Source organism: Desulfonatronospira sp., from assembly GCA_003563255.1.
In the GTDB taxonomy this organism is placed as follows: Bacteria; Desulfobacterota; Desulfovibrionia; order Desulfovibrionales; family Desulfonatronovibrionaceae; genus Desulfonatronospira.
Map to the genome: position 1 here is coordinate 1 of PWSL01000270.1, position 3,239 is coordinate 3,239.

Consider the following 3,239-nt stretch of genomic DNA (forward strand, 5'->3'; position numbering starts at 1 on the left):
ATCTTCTCTGGCACGGGAAGCCATCAGGCTTCACACAGGTGCTCCGCACACACGGTTCTGAAGAATAAGATAAACGCGGGACTGCCCCCAGGCCGATTGCGACCTCCCCTGAATGGTTACCCCGTGCCTCATGCAAAGCGCTAAACAGTTACCCGCTCCACTATGAAATAATGCCGCTCACCTAAAAGGAGATTCTGGATTATTTTTTTATGCTTTACAGGAATTGTTTTTCTAACGTATGGGTTATCTGTATAGCGCTTTTAAGTAAAGCAGAAACAGGCACTCCGGGACCCACTTGAGCATCATTTTGTGCTAAAAAAATGTCTCATTTTTGGGGCAAGTGGGTTTCGGAAGAGCCAGTCCCCATGCCACATGCAAAGCGCTAAACGGATACTGTATGTGTTATTTTTGAATTAGCACAATCAAGTGTACTGGTGTGTATCTTTGCCACAATCTCCATATCCGATGTATACATCCAGGAAAACGGAAATCTTTTATGTTCAATGTGACTTTTCTTCCCGCAGGCAAACAGGTGCATGTGCAGCAGGGCGAAAACCTGCTGCGGGCAGCCATGATGGCCGGGGTACAGTTCAGTGCTTCCTGCGGCGGCAGCGGCAGCTGCGGCAAATGTAAGGTTCTGGTGGAAAAGGGTGAGTTTGAGTCTGATATATCTGCCAGAATAAGTGCCGCTGATCAGGAAAAGGGATATGCCCTGGCCTGCATCACCAGGATCAACTCGGATATAGAGGTCCACCTGCCTGAAGATGCCCGGGCAATCGACCGCCAGGCCATTGAAAGGGCCATGCTCACCAGCGTGGAACCTTCCGAGCTGCTTGGCCATATTGAGATCAACCCTTCGGTCCAGAGGATCTATCTGGAACTGCCTCCTCCCTCCCTGGAAGACAATGTCAGTGATGTGGACAGATTGACAAGGGCCCTGGAAAAACAGCTTGGCAGCAAAAAGATCCATCTTTCCTTGCCGGTAATCAAGCAGGCTTCCAGTGTTCTTCGATCTTCCGGGTGGAAGGCCACCTTTACCGTTTTTTCCAATGATGAGGGTTTCGAGGTTACCCAGGCATTTCCCGGCCACAGGACAGAGCCTGTTTACGGTCTGGCCGTGGACATTGGCACCACCACCATCTGCACGGAACTGGTCAACCTGGAAAACGGCCGGGTCCAGGCTCATCGCTCGGACTACAACAGCCAGTACTCCTGTGGAGAAGACGTCATCTCCCGCATAGTCTACGCCTCCAGAAAACGGGAAAACCTTGCCCATATCCAGGGCCTGGCCCACAGCACTCTAAACGGCCTGGTTCAGGAGATGCTCAAGGAGACCGGGGTGCAAAGTCAGGATATAGCCGACGTGGTCATGTCCGGCAATACCACCATGACACACCTGTTTATGGGCGTGGAGCCAGGCATCAGGGAAGAGCCTTATGTGCCGGTGACAAGCGCTCCGCCTGTTCTTCAGGCCGGTGAACTATCCCTGGAGTGGAGTGATTCGGCCAGGATATATCTGACTCCTTCCAGGGCCAGCTATATGGGAGGAGACATTACTGCCGGGCTTATCGGCTCCAACCTCTTTCGTTCGGAAAAGCTGATCCTTTATATAGATGTGGGCACCAACGGAGAAATAGTCCTGGGCGGTTCCGAGTGGCTCATCGGGTGTTCGTGCTCTGCAGGGCCGGCCTTTGAAGGGGGAGCCATCAAGCACGGGATGCGCGCCGCCACCGGAGCTGTGGAGCAGGTCAGGATAGATCCTGTTACCTTTGAACCTATGATTTTGACCGTTGGCCAGTCCAGCCCCAGGGGGATCTGCGGTTCAGGGCTCATTGACGCCATGGCCGAACTGCTCACGGCCGGAGTGATAACCTCCAAAGGACGCTTTAATACAGAACTGGACACTCCCAGGATCCGCGGACAGGAGGCCCTGGAATATGTCCTGGTCTGGGCTGAAGACGCCCAAAATGGTCAGGATATAGTCATCACCGAGGGTGATCTGGACAATCTTCTGCGGGCCAAGGCTGCGGTATTCGCCGGCATCACCACCCTGCTGAACGCTGTGGGCATAACTCTGCAGGATGTGGACGAACTGCTCATAGCCGGAGGTTTCGGCCGCTACCTTGAGCTGGACAAGGCGGTTACCATAGGACTTCTGCCGGAAATCAGCCCGGACAGGGTCAAATACATAGGCAACGGCTCTCTACTGGGATCCAGGGTAATGCTTCTGTCCAGGCGGATGCGCCAGGAAGCCCTGCAGGTCTGCAAAAAAATGACCTACCTGGAGCTCAGCCAGGATCCTTCATTCATGGATCAGTACGTATCCGCTCTTTTTATGCCTCATACGGACATGTCCCTGTTTCCATCAGTTCAGGCCGGCCTTATGGGGTGAGCTTTGGTGGCATAGGGCATGGGGCATGGGGCATGGGGCATAGGGCATGGGGAAGAAGTCAGAGATCAGACGTCAGAGATAAGAGGTCAGAGGTCAGGGGTCAGAAGTTAGATGTCAGAAAAGTCAGAGAGTTGTGATGCCAGGAATCAGTCCCGCACTTACTTTTGCTGGTTATTATCAATCTCAAGAGCAGGAATAAACTTCATGTATCTGTTTAGCACTACAGCGAAACTTATAACATTTTATAACCTGTCTCAATTGGGGACAGGCACTTTTGCTGGTTGACTACCTGCCATACTCCAAAATCCCGGTGGCAAAAGAGCCAGTCCCCGGAGGTCAATAAATAAGTTTCGCTGTAGTGTTAGCGCTTTTAAGGAAAGCAGGGGACAGGCACTCCGGGACCCACTTGAGCATCATTTTGTGCTCAAATCGACTTATTTTTTGGGACAATCACGCCTCAGGCGTGACGGAAGAACCAGTCCCCGTGCTACATGCAAAGCGCTAAACAGATACAATTTCAAAAGTAAGTGCTGAATAAACAGTTAATGCTTCACTTGAAGTTTTAAGTTGTCTTAGGTTTAATCTATAAGGAGAATGTTAAAGTGAGTAAGACCATTGCCCTGGTGGGCAAGGGGGGTACAGGAAAAACCACTCTGTCCTCTTTGATTATCAGGTTTTTGATCCAGGAAGGCCGCGGGCCGGTGCTGGCAGTCGATGCTGATTCCAATTCCACTCTGAACCTGTCCCTGGGAGTGGAAGTGGATAAGACCATCGGCGGCATGCGTGAAGATATGACCCAGGAGATAAGGGATGGAGAAATCCCGGCTGGCATGTCCAAAGAGGCTTA

2 protein-coding genes are annotated in these 3,239 nt (G+C 51.9%); both read left to right on the plus strand.

Going from position 1 to position 3,239, the window contains the following annotated elements; all coding sequences use genetic code 11:
• Window positions 1-496 precede the first annotated feature (496 nt).
• Window positions 497-2,392, plus strand: coding sequence for an ASKHA domain-containing protein (locus QZP87_RS07835; RefSeq protein WP_291322364.1), 1,896 nt, complete (start codon window positions 497-499; stop codon window positions 2,390-2,392).
• A 602-nt stretch (window positions 2,393-2,994) separates the two neighbouring features.
• Window positions 2,995-3,239: AAA family ATPase (locus tag QZP87_RS07840; protein ID WP_291322365.1), on the plus strand; the 245-nt coding region annotated here is incomplete at its 3' end.

Excerpts from the sequence above, each read along its gene's own strand:
- QZP87_RS07835 (WP_291322364.1), top strand. The coding sequence starts at position 497 with ATGTTCAATGTGACTTTTCTTCCCGCAGGCAAACAGGTGCATGTGCAG.